We start from the raw sequence: 20282 nt of genomic DNA, 5'->3' as shown, positions 1-20282 counted from the left end.
CCTTTTTTAAAAGAAATAAAGCAATACGATTAAACTCGTATTGCTTTAAAAGTCATTCGTCATCCCTTAAAGCCCTTAAATATTTATTTGCATACCTTCTGTAAAGAAGGAGAGCTGTTGCTGAGAAAAATACAGGCCCAATTATCATCCATATAGTAGACGTATAGTCACCTGATGTCATAGGCTCTATAATGGTAAAGAAATTTGCAAAACCTACCGTCGCTGCACTTAAAATAGTGACAGTCATCACCATTCCTTTGCCCTTAAACACTTGATAACCTTTCTTTATGCTGCTTTTGCCTTTAAAATAAGGATATGCGATGATCAAGAACATATAAGGCAGCGTCATGGCAACATTAGCCATCAAAACAAGCCTTGTGAAGAATACTTTCGCAATATCTCCACCAAATGACACCAAAAATATCATAGCGACCACGATGCCGCACTGAACCCATATAGCCACCTTTGGTATCCCATCTTCAACATAACCTATGTTGGAAGGCCATAGCTCTTTTGGAGTACCTTCTACAAGCTGTTTAAGCGGCGCATAGGCAAGTGTGAAAAACGCTCCTGTAAGCGCTAAAAACATGGATATGCCTACGATTCTGGCAACCCAATTTCCCAATGATACAGATGCTGCTTGCCCCATGCCTAAACTCATACCCAACTGATAGCCGAGATTGTTCATTATAACGTACGCCACATTTGCTAAGTTTATCTTGTCAGAAGACAAAACGTCTTTCCAATTTGTAAAAATACCTATTAAGAAAATGCCCAATGAATAGCCTACAGCTATTATTGAAGCCGCTATCATCATGCCTCTCGGGAATGTCCTTTCGGCATTTTCCGTCTGATCCACGACACCACCCACAACTTCTGTACCGCCGTAAGCAAAAATCGCGAATACCACAAACGACAAGACAGATAGCGGTGTTGCATAAGAAGGATTTGGCGATGCCACAAACGAACTGATTCCTGTAATCGGCTCTTTAAATTTTCCACCTGTAGCAATAAACACTATCAAAGAGCCAACTAAAAGAACAACGTTTAGCAAAAGCACAGCCGTCCCACCTACAGACGCGACTTTTGAAACGCCGCTTAATCCTTTGCTGGCTACAAAAGTTATAACGATGATAAGGATTATTCCCAACATTCCCAGCGTCTGTGTAGAATTAAGCCCTAAAAAGTGAAGCTCAGATGTCTTGTCGCTTCCAAATATGGCATTTGAAAGCGGAATCCAAATTGTAGAGCATATGTTTACAAGCCATACAACATACGATGCGTACCACATAAAAGTGCCTGTAAACGCAAAAAGGGGTCCTACGGATTTCTCCATCCATGTATAAATACCACCGCTTTCTTCTTTGAAAGCAGCGCCATACTCAGCCATCATAAATGCAAATGGGATGAAAAATGTAATGCCTGATAAAATATACCACGGAATAGCGCCGTATCCCATAAGGTAAAATGATCTTGGCATGTTTGTAAAGCCAAAAACAGATGTAAATATCATTAAAATCAATGATAATTGGGATAATTTCTTTCTAGCATTTTCTTTTGTTGTCATCTGATTCCTCCTTTTGTTTAATTATTAAATTATTTTAATACATTTATTATAATTTAAACTTGCGATTTTTGCAATATTTAAGCATTTTCCAGCATTTCTCATATCAAATTCGCCAATCATTTCTCTCTAAAGACGAAATGATTAAGTCAAAAAGCTTTTTTCTTTCTCTTTTATTATTGACATCTGAAAGCCCAATATTCTCTAAAAACAAAATATCATTGCCTGTTCTCACTTTATAATGCAAACACGCTTTATAAAGGATTTCCCTTAGGCTTTTTGTAAGTTTCAAAGAAGAAAAAATTTTTTCCATCAGTTCAATTTCTTCTCTTTTGAAAAAACCGCTGTCGACTTTTGCAAAATCCTCAGCATTTCTTATAAAAGCATCGATCTTCTCCACATTATTTTGAATAAGCTTCAAAACATCGTCTTTGGAAACCGTATCAATTCCAACTCTATCTGAAACCACCTTAATCAAAAAAATCCTGTGCTGCTCTACGTATTTTGATGCAGAAACATAAAAGCCGCTGGACTCCATATCGCACAGATCTTCCTCCAAAAGCTCTGGACTTGAAAGAGGCTTATCAAAGGTCTCTATAGAACATTCTTTAAAATCGTGCTTCAAAAGGATGTCCGGATAATAGTCTTTCCCTGTAGAAGCATCTTTTATCTTATTGATAAGATAAGGTGCACCTATTTGAAATCCATCTTTTGCACCGCAGATGCCAATATTCGCCACAATATCGCCATCATCAGGCGGTATTTTAGCTAAAAGATGTGATGTAGCTGCAGCACAATTAACCTTGCCAACGCCAGTTATTATCAATCTCATGTTATCGCTTTTAAAGACTTGATAATATCTTTCGTCCACATCTTTCTTCAAATTGTAATAATCTATAATAGGCTTTGCTTCCACATACATAGATACAGATATGTAAACCATGATTTCTAAGCTCCTTTTTTAACTTTGCAAAACGCCTATAATATTATAATTCTTTTGCTGTGACTTAACAAATAAATTCTGATTTTATGTTTACTTAAGCTTATTTTATGGTATAACCTGACTTTTGCAGCAAAAAAGGATAAAAAAAGCCCCTAAGCCCTTTAAAATGAAGGCTTTCGGGCTTTCTGTTTTTGTCAAAAAGTTGTAGTGGAAATGTCATTTTTTTACTTCTCCTAAAATTTTTTTAATCTCTCCTAATGTCATAATCTTTTTCCCAAAATCAATGCCTAATTCTTTACCTATATCTTCAAGAACATCATTATTAAAATCAAACAGATAATAATTTTCTTGTATGTAACTGCAGGATGCTTTTGCTAGACTCTCAAGTATAGCTGAAACAGAATATTTTCCTTTTAATCTATATTCAAGTATTCTCACAATTACAAGTGATATAAAGCATATCAGAAAATGAGCATCAATATGTTCCCTCAGTGATAAATAAACTGGTCTGCTTTCGATATCACTTTTAGTTATCTTAAAAGATTCTTCTATCTTCCAAAGTCCACGGTACATTTCAATAATTTTATCATCAGATTCTTTGTATTCACTAGTAACTATTGCATAATATCCATCAAATTTTTCTTCTTCTTTTAGCCTTTCCTCATCAAATGTTAAATGCTGATGAGCACTTTCTAATATTTCGCCGGTTTCTTCATCAAAAATGAGATTCTTTACATATTTGGAAGCACCGTATGATGTAGCTCTATTGTATTTTGCTGGATTTTTAATTAGGTCTTTTGCTTTCTCTATGGTAGCAGCTCGTTCATATTTTGCTTTTAAAGCATATTCTTCACTATAGAAAATAACCTGTTTTTCATCAACTACCTTTTTCATTTTTTTGCCTTTAGTGGTGGTTACTAATATTTCTCTTGGATAAAGTCTGGATTTTATCTTGAAGCTATCTCCTCTGTGTGTATATCCGTTTTCGTCAAGGACATATTTCTTAAATTCCTTATCTGCACAACGAACAGAATAGCTGAATACATAACCATTACCAGCAGATAAAGTATACCAAATGTTATCGCCAGTGATGATACCTTTATCAGCAACTACAATAATTCTTCCCAAAGAATAATCATGTTGTATTTTCCTTAACATAGGCATAAATGTAGTTTTATCTAGAGCATTGCCAGGAAAAAGTTTATATGTAATAGGTATACCATTGGTGTCCATAAATAATCCCATCTGCACAATTGGATCTGGCCTGTGTTCTTTAGAAACGCCTTTTTTACGCAATTCGTCTTGTTCATCAATTTCAAAATAATAGTTGGTAACATCGTAATAAACCAGATTAGTATTTCGTTCATATAAAGACTTAATATGCTCATGAACCCAAAGTTGCAAAGCATTACTATGTTTGTTAAAAAAAGATAGACATCTGTAGACATCATCCAAAGAAAAATCAAACCTCTCAAAGAATATATCTCTATTCTCATAAGTCTTTTTCTTTGAAGCAGGATACAATAAACGTGAAAATACGAGAAGTTTCATAATAGCATTAGAATCATACTCTTCTTTTGAATGACGCTGCCTGTTTTTCAAAAATTTGTCCAATTCAAGTTCATGATAAATCTTACTAAATGCAGCGTAGCCAAAGTTTTTACGATTATTCGTATTAATCAAAAGTCTTTCATTAGGAGAAAAACTAAGAGTAATTGGAGTCTTTTTCATGGCTTTTTGTTCATTCAATTCTTTAACCTTTTGTTCAAAAAAAGCGATTGGATCATCGTATTGTTTTTGAAGCTCATCGAGGTATCCAAGCGATTCAATAGTAACAGTCCTTGTATGCCCTCTTTCTTTATCACGATATCCATCTGCAATAGATAGGTATATTCTTCCGGAACTGCGTCTACTTTTCTTTAAATACACATTAAACTCCCCCAATAAAATTCAATATAACTATATTATACCACAATCCATAATAATCCGCAACCAAAATATGACAAAAATTTAAAAAAATTTTACCCAAAATCGTTAGTAAAATTGCTGGTTCCGGGTTACGCTACATAAAATTTTGCTGCAAAACTAGGGTATCTTTCATCCACATCTTTCTTCAAATTGTAATAATCTATAATAGGCTTTGCTTCCACATACATAGATACAGATATGTAAACCATGATTTCTAAGCTCCTTTTTTAACTTTGCAAAACGCCTATAATATTATAATTCTTTTGCTGTGACTTAACAAATAAATTCTGATCTTATGTTTACTTATACAAGATAAAATAAAATTTACTCAATCAAGCAAAATAAGCACAACAAAAAAGTGTACATAAGTACACCGTTTTAATCAACTCTGTATATAATTGCTCCAAGACTTCTAAGCTTATCCTCGATGTTTACATAACCTCTGTCTATATGATATACATCGTTTATAATAGTCTTTCCATCCGCTATAAGTCCTGCTAATATGAGTGCAGCTCCGGCTCTCAAATCCGTTGCCTTCACTTCTGCACCTGATAAATGATCAATACCTGTTACTACTGCAGTTCTTCCTTCGATCTTTATATCCGCGCCCATCCTTTTTAATTCATCTACATGCATAAATCTGTTTTCAAACACTGTCTCTATGATTACGCTGGTGCCTTTCGCTCCAGCCATCATTGCCATCATCTGAGCCTGCATATCTGTAGGAAAACCCGGATACGGCAGCGTCTTCATGTCAACTGCTTTATAGCTCTTACAGCCTCTTACTCTTACGCCTGTACCTTCTTCATACACTTCGATGCCACACTCAGTTAACTTGGCAATTATAGGCTTGACGTGATCAACTATGACATTTTCTATAAGCACATCACCGCCTGTCATGGCTGATGCAACCATGTACGTACCGGCTTCAATTCTATCTGGTATGACAGTGTGCTCCGTAGCTTTAAGCTCTTTTACGCCTTCTATCCTTATTGTATCTGTGCCAGCGCCTTTTATGTTAGCGCCCATCTTATTGAGAAAATTGGCAAGATCCACCACTTCAGGTTCTTCGGCTGCATTTTCAACGGTAGTAAGACCATCTGCAAATACAGCAGCCATCATGATGTTTTCAGTTGCTCCAACGCTTGGAAAGTCCAGATAAACCTTCTTCCCTACAAGCTTTTTAGCTTTTGCTTCTACATATCCATGACCTATGTCTATCTCTGCACCCAGCGTTTGAAATCCCTTTAAGTGTAAGTCTATAGGCCTTGTCCCTATGGCGCAGCCACCCGGCAGCGATATCTTTGCATGACCCAATTTTGCCAGAATAGGCCCCATCACAAGGAATGATGCTCTCATCTTTTTAACAAGTTCATACGGCGCCTCAACATCTTTTATGTCCACATTTATCTTAAGCCTTCCATCCTGAAATGTGCATTTGGCACCTAAAAACTTGATAAGCTCTATCATCACATTCACATCTTTAAGCTCTGGCACATCATCTATAATTACTTCTCCTTCCGAAAGCAAAGATGCTGCGATGATAGGCAAAACTGAATTTTTCGCTCCACTTACCTTTACAGTGCCCTTCAGCGCAGGGCTATTTTCAACGATAATCCTCGTGTATACCACCCTCTATTGTTAATATTCTATTGCTATGACAGGTGTTGCCAGCCAAATATATGTTTTGTCATCGTAACTGCTATATCTTACTGCAACGTTCAAATTTATTTTTTCACTACCCATCTCAATATATTCCTTAATTTTATTTGTGTGAGCAGAAATACTGACTAAATTTTCTTCATTTAATCCTTCTACCTTAGAAGCATCCGTATCTTTCATCACTTCTTCTAATATACTACTTATTTTGTCTTTATTCAACTTGCCATCGTATGTACCCACAAGGCACGTGGCAATCTCTGGAGCAATGTTTAAACTTGAATACGCTTTTTTGATTCTTTCGTTTTCACTAAGGACATCCTTGTTTCCATTAAGCAAGTATTCGTCTATCAATATGTAAGTTTCATTAGCCGCTTCGTTCTTGACGCTTTGCACGACAATTGAAATTTTCTTGTCTTTCGTGTCGTATTCCGCATCGTACTGTCTGAAATTAGCCTGATCGAGTTTTGAAACCTTAACCATTTTATCGTCAATTTCCAACGATTTTATAACATTTTCTACAGTTTTATTCATTTGGCTCAAAGGCGTAAAATCGGAATTCAATTTCGCCCACCCGTTAATATTTGCGTACTGATACGATGCACCGCTTTTTAAAAAAGCATCTTCTATGACTGAAACATCGTTGCCTTTTGCAGAAAATGCATCCATCTGAGAGTTTAGCATGAAAAACACCACAACAATTGTAACAGCAATCAATGATAACTTATTAAACATATTCATTCCTCCAATATTAAAATAAAAGTGGGCGGTATCATACGGCAAATTCACAAGGGGGATAATAAATTCACCATACGTTCCGCCCAACCTAATATAATTATTGACAATTTTAAATTATTTATACATAAAAAAATCCACCAATCAACGATGGATGCTTAAACTCCATAAAATTTTAAAAGCAGCTTCATAAGCTGCTTTTAAATTCATCCACTTTTTCATCTGTCATGCCAAATGCGTATTTTATGGCTTGTACAATGCGCTTTGATGCATTGCCATCCCCATATGGGTTTACTGCATTTGCCATCCTGTCGTATTCATCTTTATCTGTAAGTAGCAGTTTTGCTTCATTGTAAACTCTGTCGAAATCCGTCCCTATTATCTTTACAGTGCCTGCTTTAACCGCTTCAGGCCTTTCTGTAACATCTCTTAAGACCAAGACAGGTTTTCCTAATGATGGAACTTCCTCCTGAAGCCCTCCTGAGTCTGTCATGACCATGTAACATCTTTTCAAAAGGTTGTGCATCTCATCTGTATCGATTGGATCAAGCAGTAACACATTGTCAAGGTTGTCAAGGACGCTAAATACCGTATCCCTTACGACGGGATTTTTGTGAACTGGGTATATAATGTACGTATCCTTAAAATCAATGGCTATTTTCCTCAATGCGTTGCATATATTTTCTATTGGCAAACCCCAATTTTCTCTGCGATGTGCCGTAACAACGATGACTTTCTTGTTTTTATAATCAACGCTATTTAACCTATCATCACGAAAGACGTAATTTTCCTTTACAGTGTATTTCATTGCATCTATGACGGTATTGCCTGTTACAAATATGCTGCTTTCATCTACTCCTTCTTTTATAAGGTTATCCTTTGCCGTCTGTGTCGGTGCAAAGTGCAAATCCGTAAGAACTCCTGTAAGCTTTCTATTCATCTCCTCAGGATACGGAAACCACTTGTCGAAAGACCTTAACCCTGCCTCCACATGGCCTACTTTTATCTTTTTGTAAAAGGCCGACAAAGCAGCAACAAACGTCGTGGTGGTATCACCGTGAACCAAAATCAAATCAGGCTTTTCCTTCTCCAAGACATCATCAAGCCCTCTTAAGACAGATGATGTTATGTCTGACAATGACTGACTTTCCTTCATCACATCAAGGTCATACTTAGGAATGACATTAAAAAGCCTCAGCACCTGATCAAGCATGTCCCGGTGCTGAGCTGTAACGCATACGACTGTCTCTATTCCATCGGCACACTGAAGCTCTTTCACAAGTGGCGCCATCTTAATCGCCTCTGGTCTTGTGCCGAAAATAGGCATTACTTTTAGCATGTCTTCAGCTCCTTATATTTACACATTCATATTTTTAGCTTTGTGTCCATAAAGTCCCATCTTGTCAGCGCCCCATAATACGGCTAAAATCGCAACAATCAATATGATGTAACCTTTTGCACCATTTGTGGAGGATATAAGTATTGCGCTTAAACCCAAGAACAAACTTACACCGTACATGACAAAGACAGCCTGTCTCTGTGAAAGGCCCAGCGCTAAAAGCCTATGATGCAAATGTCCTTTATCTGCCTCCATGATTGGCTTTTTATTGGCCAACCGCCTTATTATTGCAAATATGGTGTCAAACACCGGGACACCTAACGCCAAAATCGGAACAGCAATCGCAATGGCAGCAGCAGATTTTACTGCACCTTGGATAGACACCGCCGACAGGATGAAGCCCAAAAACATGGCGCCAGTATCTCCCATGAATATCTTAGCAGGATTGAAATTGTATGGTAAGAAGCCCAGTGCAGCTCCTGTGACAGCAACGGTAATAATCGCAGTAGCATATCGTCCGTTTAATAAAGACACTACAAATAGAGATCCAGACGATATAGATGCTATGCCTGCAGCAAGTCCATCAAGCCCATCAATAAGGTTCATGGCATTTGTGATACCTACGATCCAAAATATGCTAAGGGGAATAGCAAAAACACCAATGTTTATCATGCCATCGCCAAATGGGTTTGTAAGCCAATCAATCCTTACACCGCTTAAGACAACCACAAATGCTGCCAAAAGCTGTCCTAATAGCTTCACTTTAGCTTTTAATTCGTATTTATCATCAAATATGCCTAAAGCCACTATTATCGTGCTTCCAGCTATTATTCCGATGTTAGTCTCTGACTTTGGCAAAAACAAAAGCATGCTTAAAACTGTACCAAGGTATATGGCCAATCCGCCTATAAGCGGTACTGGCTTACTGTGAACACGCCTTTTATCCTTTGGTATATCAATGGCTCCAATTTTATAAGCCAACTTCTTTGCCGCTGGTGTAGCCATAAGTGCAGCCACAAAAGCCACAACAAACGACAAAATGTATATTCTCATTTTAACACTCCCCTGAACTTATTACATAATTATATAATATTCCACCAACGTCGTTATTGTCAACTATTTATCGTCTTTCCATCTTCACAACTTCTACAGAAGCTTCTTTCAAATACCCAAATGAAAGGTTATCAGGGTAATCCCCTTCATAGACAACTCTTTTTATACCTGCATTGATGATCATCTTGGCGCACATAGAGCATGGGCTTGCACTTATATAGATGGTTGCATCTTTTGTGCTTACACCGTTTAACGCCGCTTGTATTATGGCGTTCTGCTCAGCGTGAGTGCCTCTACAAAGCTCATGCCTTTCGCCTGATGGTATGTTTAGGCTTTCCCTCATACATCCTACTTCTTCACAGTGTTTAAGCCCTGTCGGTGCACCATTGTACCCTGTCGATATGATATGCTTGTCCTTCACAATGACAGCACCAACCTGCCTTCTTAAACAGGTAGATCTGGTCTTTACCACATCTACCACCATCATAAAATACTCATCCCACGACGGTCTCATCTTTCATTCCTTTCAAATCTTGTTCATTACTTTGTTCCGAAAAGTCTATCTCCTGCGTCGCCAAGGCCTGGCACGATGTATCCATGCTCATTCAGCCTTTCATCAATGCAAGCTAAATATATAGGAACTTCCGGATGGTCTTTGTGAACAGCTTCTATCCCTTCAGGTGCAGCTATGAGATTGACAAGCTTTATGCTTTGAGCGCCTCTTTCTTTCAAAAAGTGTATGGCTGCAGATGCAGAACCACCTGTTGCCAGCATAGGATCCACTACAATAAGATCTCTCTCGTTTATATCAGAAGGCAACTTGCAGTAGTATTCAACAGGTTTCAATGTCTCAGGATCCCTGTACAAACCTATATGTCCAACCTTAGCTGCAGGTATAAGTTTCATCATGCCATCTACCATGCCAAGTCCGGCTCTTAAGATTGGAACTATGCCTAACTTTTTGCCAGCTATGACTTTCGTCTTGGCAATTGCTATAGGTGTCTTTACTTCAATCTCCTCCAGCGGAAGATCTCTTGTCACTTCATACGCCATAAGCATTGATATCTCTTCCACAAGCTCTCTAAATTCCTTTGACCCTGTATTTTCATCTCTTATCAAACTGATTTTGTGCTGTATTAACGGATGATCTAACACATAAACATTATCGTACATTCATTTACCTCCTATGTCATCTCGAGTATTTTTTTTCAATCTCAGAAATCTTGTCAATCCTCTTTTGATGCCTTCCGCCTTGAAATTCTGCGTCAAGCCATTCATCCACCAAAAGGGTTGCAAGACCTGGCCCTACAACTCTTCCCCCCATGCAAAGCACATTTGCATTGTTGTGCTCTTTTGAGTACCTTGCTGAAAAGGCATCAGATACGTGTGCTGCCCTGATGCCAGGCACTTTATTGGCAGCAATGGATATGCCAACGCCTGTGCCGCACAAAAGTATGCCTTTCTCAAACTGTCCACTGGCTACAGCTTCTGCCACTTCTCTGGCGTAATCAGGATAGTCTACAGAATCCTCACTAAATGTGCCAAAATCCTTGTATTCTATCCCTCTTTCCTCAAGATGTTTCTTTATAGCCTCTTTAAGCTCATAGCCACCGTGATCAGAACCTATCGCAATCATTGAAAAGCTCCTTTCTACAATTTTTCTATTATACGCATTATAGATGCATATATTTCTTCTGCAGTCTTTTTGTATACATCTAAACCTCTTCCAAATGGATCCTCAATATCTCCACTTTTATCCGCAAATTCATTTAATGTAAAGACCTTATCTGCAAATTCGGGATGCCTTTTTAAGATGAATTCTCTTTGCGAAGCTGTCATGGTCAAAACCAAATCAGCGTCCTTTATGTGCTCTTTTTTTATGCTTCTGGACTTGTGATTTGATATGTCAATGCCATACTGGTCTTTCAAAACCTTAATAGCCTCATCTGTAGCTGGCAATCCGTCGTACGTCATAGTCCCTGCTGATTCCGCCACATGAGAAATGCCTTTCTCCTTTGCTATATGGTTAAATATGCCTTCGGCCATGCTGCTTCTGCATGTATTCCCTGTGCAAACAAATAATATTTTCATAAAATACATTTTCTCCTTATGCGTTGATTTCCCTGTATCCAGCGGCTTTTTCAAGCCTATTCATAATAGCCAGTCCAATTTCATCGTAGTCAAATCCTTCCGCATAAACTACGTCAACGCCTTTTTTGTCGAATTCTCTAAGACACCTAAAAAGATTTTTGGCGATAGTTTCAGGCTTTTCCCTGTTGCCTACTACTAAAACTTCCCCGTTTCGATATTTTTCGCATGTTTGCTCTGTTGCCATTATACCAACTTTTTTGCCATTATTCAATTGAAATTCTGTCAACTCTTGTATTTTTTTTATAACATCGCCTATATTTCCCTTGACTATGTAAACTTCTGCATCTGGAGAATAGTGTTTGTACTTCATGCCTGGTGATTTAGGCTTCACGTCCAAAGAAGGTTTTTTGTAGACAACAGGATCTACATCAACACTGCCGACTACGTCCATTATCATCTCTTTCGTGATTCCGCCAGGCCTTAAAATGGTAGGAATCTCTCCTGTCATGTCTACCACTGTAGACTCCACCCCTACATCACAGCTTCCGCCGTCTATTATCATGTCTACTCTGCCGTAAAGGTCGCTGATCACGTGTGAAGCATCTGTAGGACTTGGCTTACCAGATAGATTTGCGCTTGGAGCAGACACAGGCACACCAGCTCTTTTTATGAGTGTATGTGCAATCTTATTAGACGGCATTCTAATGGCTACAGTATTCATTCCGGCTGTATTTATAGATGGAACTATATCAGACTTTTCAAATATCATTGTCAATGGTCCCGGCCAAAACTGATGCGCCAGCTTTAATGAATCATTGGAGACATTTTTAGCGTATTTAAAGAGATCTTGAAACTCTGCGATGTGCAAGATAAGAGGATTATCCTGAGGTCTGCCTTTGGCTACGAATATCTTGGCCACAGCATCCGGATTTAGTGAATTGGCGCCAATGCCGTAAACCGTCTCTGTAGGAAAAGCCACAAGACCTCCATTTAGAAGTATAGCCGCTGCCTCGTCAATTAAATTCATATCTGGATTATCTCTATCAAGCTTAACTACCTTTGTCATTTGTCACAACCCTTTCAATCATTTCATAAAACTCTCGTAATTATTATACCACTAATGATTCCCGCAATCATTCCAAATACAGAAATCCTTCCTCTGTACAAGTCTCTTGATTCCGGTATCATCTCTCCGCAAGTCACATAAAGCATGGCGCCACCGGCAATCCCCAGATTTAAAGCTATGAAAAAAGGTGATATCTCTCCCATATAAACACCAGCAATAGCTCCTAAGCCTGTAGGTATACCTGCCAGTATTGCATACATCACGTTCTTAAATGGCGTTACACCTCCTATAGATAGAGGTGTGGCCATTGCTATTCCTTCAGGTATGTCATGAAGGGCAATGACAAGTGCAATGCTTAAGCCGAAACTGCTGGATGCCATAAAGCCAGAGCCTACAGCAAGCCCTTCAGGAAAATTATGTATTGCAATGGCGAATCCCATTATTATTCCCTCTTTTAAATAATTGTTTATTCTCTCCTTATCAGGCAGTATATCTTCAAAAAAAACCACGATTAAGACACCTGCTATAAGTCCTAACATGCCCACATTCAATCCGCCCGTCTCAAAGGCATGTGGAAGCAAATCAAATGTTACTACAGACAGCATGAGACCACCTGCAAAACCCAATATCGTGCTTAAAAATCGCTTGGATGGTTTCCTCAAAAAAAATGTCATGGCACCACCTGTACCAGTGCCTACTATGCCTATAAGAAAGCCCAGCACAACAACATGAAAATTGCTCACAATATCACCTCATCTAAGTAAAATTTATTCCGCAAAAAAGCATAATATGATATGTGGCAAAATAAAATCTACCCGGATGGTAGGAGGTCCATCCGGGTAGAAAAGCGCCCTCAATGAGGACAGCTGGGGGGCAATATTTGTATTTTCATAATGTGAATCATTAAAGTGTTTTCTTTATTATAAATGAGAAATCAATAGTGGGTCAAGTTAAAAAAATTTAACAATTTAAAAAGTTGTGTAAGCAGCAATAATCTCCATAAAATAATTCATTTAAGGCTAAAAGAAAAGGCTTCAAAGCATCATTGCATGCTTTCAAGCCTTTCCGCCTGATCTTCTGCTAAAAGCGCATCGATTATCTCATCTAAATCGCCATCTAAAACCATCTGCAATTTGTAAAGCGTAAGCCCTATCCTGTGATCTGTAACTCTGCCTTGCGGGAAGTTATAAGTCCTTATCCTTTCGCTTCTGTCCCCTGTGCCAACCTGCAGCTTTCTCGTCATGGAAATTTCTCTTTCTTTTTCTTCTCTCGCCATCTCATAGAGCTTTGCTCTAAGTATCTTCATGGCTCTTTCCCTGTTTTGAAGCTGTGATCTTTCATCTTGACACGATATTACTATGCCTGTGGGTATGTGGGTAAGCCTTACTGCCGAATCAGTTGTGTTTACGCTCTGCCCGCCATGTCCGCCAGACCTAAACACGTCTATCTTTATGTCATTTGGATTTATCTCGATGTCCACATCTTCCACTTCCGGCAATACTGCAACCGTCGCGGTAGATGTGTGTATCCTTCCTCCAGCTTCCGTAGTAGGTATCCTTTGAACCCTGTGAACGCCGCTTTCAAATTTAAGCCTGCTATACGCTCCTTTACCGGCTATACTGAATATGACTTCCTTAAAACCACCAAGCTCCGTAGCATTTGAGCTCATTATCTCGTACTTCCAGCGCTTTTTCTCTGCGTACATAGTGTACATCCTAAAAAGGTCGTATGCAAAAAGCGCAGCTTCTTCGCCGCCAGCACCAGCCCTTATCTCCATGATGACATCTTTCTCATCGTTGGGATCTTTAGGAAGCAGCAAAAGCTTTATCTCATTTAGGAGGCTTTCCTCTTTCTCCTCAAGGCTTTTAAGCTCCTCCTCCGCCATGTCTTTTAGCTCGTCATCGGTCTCAATCAGCTCTTTAGTAGACTCTATATCATCTTTGACCTTCTTGTACTCCCGATACTTTTGGACGATTTCCTCTAATCCAGCCTGCTCTTTCGCCATCCTTTTCCATTCATCCATGTCTTTCATTGATTCAGGATCGCTTAATTTCTGGCTAAGCTCCACATATCTATCTTCAATTGCCTTAAGTTTATCTATCATCATCTCACCTCAAAAGCTGATTATATCATATAAATAACATTTTTAAAAGTATCAAGGGCCAAGCCATTTCCCTAAGACTACCCTGTCTATACCTTGAAGATCTTTCACGATTTCTATATCGCCATATCCACCATCTAAAAGTATCTGTGATACATCAAACGCCTCATCATATCCTACTTCAAACGCTATTATACCGCCCCTTTTAATATATCCTTTAGAATCTCTGACTATATTTCTGTAAAATAAAAGGCCGTCTTCTCCACCGTCAAGAGCTATCTTAGGCTCTTTTTTAACTTCCTCCTGCAATTTGTCTATATCACCGCTTCTAATATACGGCGGATTAGACACAATCACATCAAACTTCACATCTTTCGGCACCGAAGAAAATAAATCGCTTTTTAAAAAGACGATCTTGTCTAAGACACCGTTCTCATAAGCATTATCTCTCGCCACAGATAAAGCATCGTCGCTTATATCTAAAGCGTATACTTTCACATCTTTGTATTTCGCTATGCTTACGGCAATAGCACCGCTTCCGGTGCCTATATCCAATACCACATCGCTTTTCTTAAGCCTCTTTAAGACTTCCTCTACCAATATCTCGGTGTCGTTCCTCGGTATTAAAACTTTAGGACTTACTTTAAATATAAGTCCCATAAAATGCTTTTTTCCAACTATATATTGATAAGGCATGCCACTTATGCGTAAATCCAATAAACCTTTGTATCTTTCAAAAATATCTTCGCTTATCTCTTTATCCCTATTTACAATGATATATTCCCTTTCCACACCTAATGCAAAAGATAAAAGCCCTTCCGCTTCAAGCCGCGGCTCTGAAACATGACTTTTAAGGTACTGTATCCCAAAGTTTAAAGCGTCAAATATCTTCAAAAGCTTTTCCTCCCTCGTCTTCCAAGACGCTTTTCAAAGATGCTATGGCTACCTCCAACTGGCTGTCATCAGGCTCTTTTGTAGTAAGCTTCTGAAGCATGAGCCCAGGGTAAACAAATGCAGCTATGACTTTATTGTCGCTATGGCCTGCTATCTTTATCACTTCATACGATATGCCTGCGACGACAGGCAAAAGCAGTATTCTGGATATTATCCTTACGTATAATGATGGCCATCTTAAAAACGAAAATACGATAATTGATACAATCATGACTATAAACAAGAAGTTTGTGCCGCACCTTGGATGAAGCGTCGTATACTTTCTGGCATTTTCAACGGTAAGCTCTTCTTCATGTTCGAAGCAGTGAATCGTCTTATGTTCGGCACCGTGGTATTGGAAAACCCTCTTTATGTCTTCCATCCTGGATATGAGCGCAAGATACGCAATAAATATCGCGACCCTAAGTACACCTTCAAAAAGGTTTATGAGAAACGTATTTTCAGTGTACCTCTTTAAAAAGCCTGCCACATAAGTTGGCCCTATGAAAAATATGATTATGGATATAGCCAATGATAGAGCCACAGAAAGGTACATTATGGCATCATCCAGTTTGTCACCAAAGACCTTCTTCAAAAAAAGCTCAAACTTAGAAGGCTCCTCATCTTCACTTTCACCTTCTATCAATTCAGCAGAATAGCTTAATGTCTTGATTCCAATTATCAAAGAATCTATAAGTGCAACTGTTCCTCTTATAAATGGAAGCGACAATATCTTATACCTTCTGGTCAAAGGCTTTACCATGTCTTTTTTTACAACTATGTCATTTCCACACCTTACAGCAGTAGCTATGCTGTTGTGCCCTCTCATCATTACGCCTTCTATTACCGCTTGTCCGCCTATGTCTGTCTTCTTCATTGCTGCACCTCCTTAAAAATCCGCTTAAGTCCGCGGGACTTCATGGCACTTTCTACACCTTGCTTCATAAGACTCCTTTGCTCCAACCATTATAATGGGATCGTCGTAATTGGCAGGCTTCCCATTTATAAGCCTTTGCGTGCGAGTAGCAGGATTGCCACACTTCATGCATATAGCAGTAAGCTTATCGACAAATTCAGCTATGGCCATCAATTCTGGAGTCGGACCAAATGGTTCACCTCTAAAGTCCATGTCAAGCCCTGCACATATGACTCTTTTCCCGCTATCGGCAATCTCTTTTACGATGTCGACTATTTCAGAATCAAAAAATTGAACTTCATCTATAGCAAATACATCCGTATCTTCTTCAGCATAAGCCAATATGTCAGAAGCCTTTACTATGGCAATGGCGTGCATGTTGTCGCCGTTATGAGATACGACTTTGTCTATGGAATACCTATCGTCTATAGCCGGTTTGAAAACCTGAACTTTTTGCCTGGCAATCTTAGCTCTCTTTATCCTTCTTATAAGTTCCTCACTTTTTCCACTGAACATGGGACCAGTTACAACTTCTATGTACCCGTGGTCTTTAGGCCCATACATCATAATCCACCTCTTAGAAAATAGTTTAAAACCACAAAAAGTTTATTGATAAAATATAGAAAAATTTATCATAAGCGAAATTTGTGAGCATTGATAAATTTTTCATATTATGAATTTAAATTTAGAATTTTAGTATTTACCCATGCTTCATACAATAAAAGGTTAGAGCAACAACTCTAACCACTTCATTATTTTGCATCCATATTGTATTTTTTCTTAAACCTTTCTACCCTTCCACCTGTATCAATCAACTTCTGCTGACCAGTAAAAAGTGGATGGCACTTTGAGCATATTTCAACTCTAAGTTCTTTCTTTGTAGAGCCTGTCACAAATGTATTTCCACATGCACACCTTACAACTGCATCGTGATAATAAGTTGGATGTATTCCTTCTTTCATCGCCTTCACCTCTTTCAAACCGAAATTACACTTAAATGATTATATCATACATAATATATAATATCAAGATTTATAAAGCTGGGATCTTATGGCCTCTATGAACTCTGCATTAGTCCTTGTCCTCATAAGCCTATCTATCAACACCTCAGTGACTTCATTAGGCGCAATGCTGCTCATGGCTTTTCTTATCATCCACATAGCTTCCAGCTCTTTTTGTGAAAGCAGCAATTCTTCCTTCCTTGTACCTGATTTGTATATATCAATTGCAGGGAATATACGCCTTTCTTGCAGTTTCCTGTCAAGGTGCAGCTCCATGTTGCCAGTTCCCTTAAATTCTTCAAATATGACATCATCCATACGGCTTCCAGTCTCGATTAAAGCTGTAGCTAAGATTGTCAAACTTCCGCCCTCCTCAATATTTCTGGCGGCGCCAAAAAATCTCTTAGGCGGATGAAGTGCTGACGGATCAAGACCACCAGATAGAGTCCTGCCAGATGGTGGCGTCACAAGATTATACGCCCTTGCAAGCCTTGTTATGCTGTCCATCAGAATGACGACATCTTTTCCATATTCTACCAATCTTTTTGCGTATTCCAATACCATCTCTGCCACTTTTGTGTGATGCTCTGGAAGTTCATCAAAAGTGGAGTAGACAACTTCGCCTTTTATAGACCTTTTCATGTCTGTGACTTCTTCAGGTCTTTCATCGATGAGAAGCACAATAAGGTGAACTTCAGGATGATTTATAGAAATGCTATTGGCTATCTTCTTTAAAAGGGTGGTCTTGCCAGCTTTCGGCGGAGCCACGATCATTCCCCTTTGGCCTTTTCCAATAGGCGCTATTATATCCACAAGCCTCATAGCAAGCTCTGTTGGAATCGTTTCAAGTCTCAATTTTTCATCTGGGAAAATAGGTGTAAGCTCGTCAAATGGAACTCTTTTCTTAGCAAGATCTGGACTTTCACCGTTTATAGACTCTACATAAAGAATTGCAGAATATTTTTCTCCTTCTCTCGGAATCCTGGTGATGCCTTTTACTTTATCACCAACTTTAAGCCCAAATCTTCTAATCTGCGACTGGGATATATAAATATCTTTATTGCCTTGTATAAAATTTTCAACTCTTAAAAATCCATATCCATCAGGCATTATGTCAAGGACGCCTTCTGCAACCACGTCCCCCTGCGTCTCTATAAGCTCTTTCAACGGTTCAGATACATCACTTATAAGTGGAAGCCCTTCTTTTATAAATATGCTGTTATTCTTCCTCGGCTCTTTTTCCTTTTCTTCGGTCTTTTCTTCCTCTTTCTTTTCCTCTGTCACATCTAAAGATACGTCTTCCTTGACATCTTCTTCGTCTTCATAAGCTTCGTCTTCATGCTTAACCTTTATTGCTTCATCTATATCCTTTTTGGCTTCCTCCACATTTTCAGTGATATTTTCTTTGCTTCTTAGACGCATCCTTAGCTTTCTTCTAAGCTCTTCATAATCTGCATCTGATTTTTCAAGCTCTTCAACTGGTATGCTTATTTTCCCTATTGTCTTTTTTTCTTCACTGCTTTCACTTTTATCGTCTTTAATGGATTCTGCATCTTTTGCCTTTTCGTCATTTACATCTGGCACCGTTTCTATGATTTTTTCAGTATCAGATGCTTTTTCTTCCACACCTTTTTCAGAATCCTTTTCATCTTCTTGTCTTTCTAATATTGCTTCTTCATCATGAATTTCTTCTGATGGCAGATTCTGTAGGTCTTTTGCCTCTTTATCCGTCATCTCCTTAAGCTCAATCTGTTTTGACTTCTCTACGATAAGCTCTTTTAGCTGTTGTTTTCTGTACTTCGTAATGCTTTTTACGCCATATCTTTTGGCTATGTCCCTAAGTTCTGCAAGGGATTTCCCTTCTAAATCATTAAAATCCAAAAAAAGGCACCTCCTGAACAAAATTATTATTTAAATTGTAAATGGGATTTTATTAAAAAATTTATAAATAATATTTTTAATAAAAAAAGAATTGTTTTAGATTGGTCTTAGAATACACGGTTATAATATTTGCAAATAGGCAATGATGTATTCTTGAGCCCTCAAACGTTATACACTATTTATATTTTATTATACCTTTTAAAAAAGTCAAGTAACGCAGCATAATTTTAATAATTTTTTAACATCCTGTTAATATTATCGACACATTTTATAAAAATATTCAGCTTATGTAATTTTTTCTTAAAATAATATTAAAAAAGTCAGAGGAAATATCCCCTGACTTAAAATCATTTCTTAGGAACTGTCTCCCAATCTTTTAAGAATCTTTCAATGCCTATATCTGTCAATGGATGTTTTATCATTTGCATGATCACTTTGTACGGCACTGTAGCTATATGTGCTCCCACTTTAGCCGCTTCTAACACGTGCATTGGATGTCTTATGCTTGCCGCTATAACTTCTGTCTCAATTCCATATATGTCAAATATCTGGACGATGTCAGACACCAACTGTAATCCGTCTGTGGAAATATCGTCAAGCCTGCCTACAAAAGGACTTACGTATGTAGCGCCTGCTCTTGCTGCGAGAAGTGCCTGTGTCGCTGAAAAAACCAGTGTGACATTCGTCTTTACGCCTTTTTCAGTAAGTATTTTAACTGCCTTTAAACCTTCTGCCGTCATAGGTATCTTTATGACGATATTTTTGTGAATCTTAGCAAGCTCTAATGCTTCTTTCACCATGCCGTCGTGATCTTCTGATACGACTTCTGCGCTAATAGGACCGTCGACAATCGTAGTTATCTCTTTTACTACCTCTATGAAGTCTCTGCCTTCTTTAGCTATAAGAGAAGGATTCGTGGTAACACCGCATATTACGCCAAGCTCATTTGCTTCCCTTATCTCATCGACATTGGCAGTATCAATAAAAAACTTCATATTGCACACTCCTTTAAAACAAATTTATCCCATAGGG

At 38.4% G+C, this 20282-nt stretch carries 20 protein-coding genes; all 20 read right to left on the bottom strand.

Annotated features, from left to right (window positions below; all coding sequences use genetic code 11):
- Positions 1 to 52: 52 nt before the first annotated feature.
- The 20 genes from yjeM to fsa all read right to left on the bottom strand — a co-directional run bounded on the left by yjeM (position 53) and on the right by fsa (position 20245).
- The gene (gene yjeM / locus GSH73_RS01220) at positions 53 to 1567 is read right to left on the bottom strand and encodes a glutamate/gamma-aminobutyrate family transporter YjeM (RefSeq protein WP_014757261.1); all 1515 of its coding nucleotides are present in this window, start codon (positions 1565 to 1567) and stop codon (positions 53 to 55) included.
- Positions 1568 to 1670: 103 nt separating this feature from the next.
- The gene (locus GSH73_RS01215; RefSeq protein WP_014757262.1) at positions 1671 to 2507 is read right to left on the bottom strand and encodes a 5'-methylthioadenosine/S-adenosylhomocysteine nucleosidase family protein; all 837 of its coding nucleotides are present in this window, start codon (positions 2505 to 2507) and stop codon (positions 1671 to 1673) included.
- A gap of 216 nt (positions 2508 to 2723) precedes the next feature.
- Entirely contained in the window at positions 2724 to 4436 is a 1713-nt protein-coding gene (locus tag GSH73_RS01210; protein WP_160175233.1) for an IS1634 family transposase, read from the bottom strand.
- Between the two features lie 417 nt (positions 4437 to 4853).
- The gene (gene murA / locus GSH73_RS01200) at positions 4854 to 6107 is read right to left on the bottom strand and encodes a UDP-N-acetylglucosamine 1-carboxyvinyltransferase (RefSeq protein WP_014757263.1); all 1254 of its coding nucleotides are present in this window, start codon (positions 6105 to 6107) and stop codon (positions 4854 to 4856) included.
- 9 nt (positions 6108 to 6116) lie between these two features.
- A complete protein-coding gene (locus GSH73_RS01195; RefSeq protein ID WP_014757264.1) occupies positions 6117 to 6869 on the bottom strand; it encodes a YwmB family TATA-box binding protein in 753 nt (250 codons plus the stop codon).
- Positions 6870 to 7056: 187 nt separating this feature from the next.
- On the bottom strand, positions 7057 to 8208 hold the full coding sequence (gene wecB / locus GSH73_RS01190; protein ID WP_014757265.1) for a non-hydrolyzing UDP-N-acetylglucosamine 2-epimerase: 1152 nt from the start codon (positions 8206 to 8208) through the stop codon (positions 7057 to 7059).
- Positions 8209 to 8226: 18 nt separating this feature from the next.
- A complete protein-coding gene (locus GSH73_RS01185; protein ID WP_014757266.1) occupies positions 8227 to 9261 on the bottom strand; it encodes an MraY family glycosyltransferase in 1035 nt (344 codons plus the stop codon).
- A 67-nt stretch (positions 9262 to 9328) separates the two neighbouring features.
- Positions 9329 to 9775, bottom strand: coding sequence for a deoxycytidylate deaminase (locus tag GSH73_RS01180; RefSeq protein ID WP_014757267.1), 447 nt, complete (start codon positions 9773 to 9775; stop codon positions 9329 to 9331).
- Positions 9776 to 9801: 26 nt separating this feature from the next.
- The gene (gene upp, locus GSH73_RS01175; protein ID WP_014757268.1) at positions 9802 to 10434 is read right to left on the bottom strand and encodes a uracil phosphoribosyltransferase; all 633 of its coding nucleotides are present in this window, start codon (positions 10432 to 10434) and stop codon (positions 9802 to 9804) included.
- A gap of 16 nt (positions 10435 to 10450) precedes the next feature.
- Entirely contained in the window at positions 10451 to 10897 is a 447-nt protein-coding gene (rpiB, locus tag GSH73_RS01170; protein WP_014757269.1) for a ribose 5-phosphate isomerase B, read from the bottom strand.
- Positions 10898 to 10911: 14 nt separating this feature from the next.
- The gene (locus GSH73_RS01165) at positions 10912 to 11352 is read right to left on the bottom strand and encodes a low molecular weight protein arginine phosphatase (protein ID WP_014757270.1); all 441 of its coding nucleotides are present in this window, start codon (positions 11350 to 11352) and stop codon (positions 10912 to 10914) included.
- A gap of 16 nt (positions 11353 to 11368) precedes the next feature.
- Complete coding sequence (locus tag GSH73_RS01160) at positions 11369 to 12418, bottom strand: L-threonylcarbamoyladenylate synthase (protein WP_014757271.1); 1050 nt, start codon at positions 12416 to 12418, stop codon at positions 11369 to 11371.
- Positions 12419 to 12441: 23 nt separating this feature from the next.
- Positions 12442 to 13161 carry a ZIP family metal transporter gene (locus GSH73_RS01155; RefSeq protein WP_014757272.1) on the bottom strand — a complete coding sequence of 240 codons (720 nt, stop codon included), beginning with the start codon at positions 13159 to 13161 and terminating at the stop codon, positions 12442 to 12444.
- A 299-nt stretch (positions 13162 to 13460) separates the two neighbouring features.
- A complete protein-coding gene (gene prfA / locus GSH73_RS01150; protein ID WP_014757273.1) occupies positions 13461 to 14522 on the bottom strand; it encodes a peptide chain release factor 1 in 1062 nt (353 codons plus the stop codon).
- Between the two features lie 51 nt (positions 14523 to 14573).
- Complete coding sequence (prmC, locus tag GSH73_RS01145; RefSeq protein WP_014757274.1) at positions 14574 to 15413, bottom strand: peptide chain release factor N(5)-glutamine methyltransferase; 840 nt, start codon at positions 15411 to 15413, stop codon at positions 14574 to 14576.
- On the bottom strand, positions 15400 to 16329 hold the full coding sequence (locus tag GSH73_RS01140) for a DUF1385 domain-containing protein (RefSeq protein ID WP_014757275.1): 930 nt from the start codon (positions 16327 to 16329) through the stop codon (positions 15400 to 15402). Before GSH73_RS01140 ends, prmC begins: the two co-directional genes overlap by 14 nt.
- A 24-nt stretch (positions 16330 to 16353) precedes the next feature.
- Positions 16354 to 16935, bottom strand: a complete 582-nt coding sequence (locus GSH73_RS01135; protein WP_038070151.1) for a thymidine kinase — start codon at positions 16933 to 16935, stop codon at positions 16354 to 16356.
- A gap of 185 nt (positions 16936 to 17120) precedes the next feature.
- Positions 17121 to 17330: a 50S ribosomal protein L31 gene (rpmE, locus tag GSH73_RS01130; protein WP_014757277.1), complete on the bottom strand. Its 210-nt coding sequence runs from the start codon at positions 17328 to 17330 to the stop codon at positions 17121 to 17123.
- Positions 17331 to 17393: 63 nt separating this feature from the next.
- Positions 17394 to 19250: a transcription termination factor Rho gene (gene rho, locus GSH73_RS01125; RefSeq protein WP_014757278.1), complete on the bottom strand. Its 1857-nt coding sequence runs from the start codon at positions 19248 to 19250 to the stop codon at positions 17394 to 17396.
- 347 nt (positions 19251 to 19597) lie between these two features.
- Positions 19598 to 20245: a fructose-6-phosphate aldolase gene (gene fsa / locus GSH73_RS01120; RefSeq protein ID WP_013788937.1), complete on the bottom strand. Its 648-nt coding sequence runs from the start codon at positions 20243 to 20245 to the stop codon at positions 19598 to 19600.
- Between the last annotated feature and the right edge of the window lie 37 nt (positions 20246 to 20282).

Source organism: Thermoanaerobacterium aotearoense (genome assembly GCF_009905255.1).
In the GTDB taxonomy this organism is placed as follows: Bacteria; Bacillota; Thermoanaerobacteria; order Thermoanaerobacterales; family Thermoanaerobacteraceae; genus Thermoanaerobacterium; species Thermoanaerobacterium aotearoense.
This window is presented reverse-complemented; position numbering and strand designations above follow the sequence as displayed.

What these genes read in the sequence shown, in the direction of transcription:
- rpmE (WP_014757277.1), bottom strand. Translation starts at nt 17,330, where the DNA reads ATGAAAGAAGGAATACATCCAACTTATTATCACGATGCAGTTGTAAGG.
- GSH73_RS01215 (WP_014757262.1), bottom strand. Translation starts at nt 2,507, where the DNA reads ATGGTTTACATATCTGTATCTATGTATGTGGAAGCAAAGCCTATTATA.
- yjeM (WP_014757261.1), bottom strand. Translation starts at nt 1,567, where the DNA reads ATGACAACAAAAGAAAATGCTAGAAAGAAATTATCCCAATTATCATTG.
- GSH73_RS01140 (WP_014757275.1), bottom strand. Translation starts at nt 16,329, where the DNA reads ATGAAGAAGACAGACATAGGCGGACAAGCGGTAATAGAAGGCGTAATG.
- prfA (WP_014757273.1), bottom strand. Translation starts at nt 14,522, where the DNA reads ATGATAGATAAACTTAAGGCAATTGAAGATAGATATGTGGAGCTTAGC.
- GSH73_RS01165 (WP_014757270.1), bottom strand. Translation starts at nt 11,352, where the DNA reads ATGAAAATATTATTTGTTTGCACAGGGAATACATGCAGAAGCAGCATG.
- GSH73_RS01195 (WP_014757264.1), bottom strand. Translation starts at nt 6,869, where the DNA reads ATGTTTAATAAGTTATCATTGATTGCTGTTACAATTGTTGTGGTGTTT.
- GSH73_RS01160 (WP_014757271.1), bottom strand. Translation starts at nt 12,418, where the DNA reads ATGACAAAGGTAGTTAAGCTTGATAGAGATAATCCAGATATGAATTTA.
- GSH73_RS01135 (WP_038070151.1), bottom strand. Translation starts at nt 16,935, where the DNA reads ATGATGTATGGGCCTAAAGACCACGGGTACATAGAAGTTGTAACTGGT.
- upp (WP_014757268.1), bottom strand. Translation starts at nt 10,434, where the DNA reads ATGTACGATAATGTTTATGTGTTAGATCATCCGTTAATACAGCACAAA.
- wecB (WP_014757265.1), bottom strand. Translation starts at nt 8,208, where the DNA reads ATGCTAAAAGTAATGCCTATTTTCGGCACAAGACCAGAGGCGATTAAG.
- GSH73_RS01180 (WP_014757267.1), bottom strand. Translation starts at nt 9,775, where the DNA reads ATGAGACCGTCGTGGGATGAGTATTTTATGATGGTGGTAGATGTGGTA.
- fsa (WP_013788937.1), bottom strand. Translation starts at nt 20,245, where the DNA reads ATGAAGTTTTTTATTGATACTGCCAATGTCGATGAGATAAGGGAAGCA.
- GSH73_RS01185 (WP_014757266.1), bottom strand. Translation starts at nt 9,261, where the DNA reads ATGAGAATATACATTTTGTCGTTTGTTGTGGCTTTTGTGGCTGCACTT.
- rpiB (WP_014757269.1), bottom strand. Translation starts at nt 10,897, where the DNA reads ATGATTGCGATAGGTTCTGATCACGGTGGCTATGAGCTTAAAGAGGCT.